Genomic DNA, 221 nt, shown 5'->3' on the forward strand with positions numbered 1-221 from the left:
TCGCTCAGGTTGTACCAATGCTGCATGCAGTGAATGCGTAGCATGGTTTCCAGCGGATAAGGTCGCCGGCCATTACCAGCCTTGGGGTAAAACGGCTCGATGACTTCCACCATGTTTTGCCATGGCAGAATCTGCTCCATGCGGGACAAGAAAATCTCTTTTCTGGTCTGACGGCGCTTACTGCTGAATTCACTGTCGGCGAAGGTAAGTTGATGACTCAT

General features: G+C 51.1%; 1 protein-coding gene. It reads right to left on the minus strand.

Translation table 11 applies throughout. The features are described from left to right. Positions 1 to 221 (minus strand): IS5/IS1182 family transposase (locus OGY13_RS00135; RefSeq protein WP_024176516.1); only part of this gene is annotated, 221 nt, incomplete at its 3' end.

The sequence above is a fragment of the Citrobacter sp. Cpo045 genome (assembly GCF_030332875.1).
Classification (GTDB): Bacteria; Pseudomonadota; Gammaproteobacteria; order Enterobacterales; family Enterobacteriaceae; genus Citrobacter; species Citrobacter portucalensis.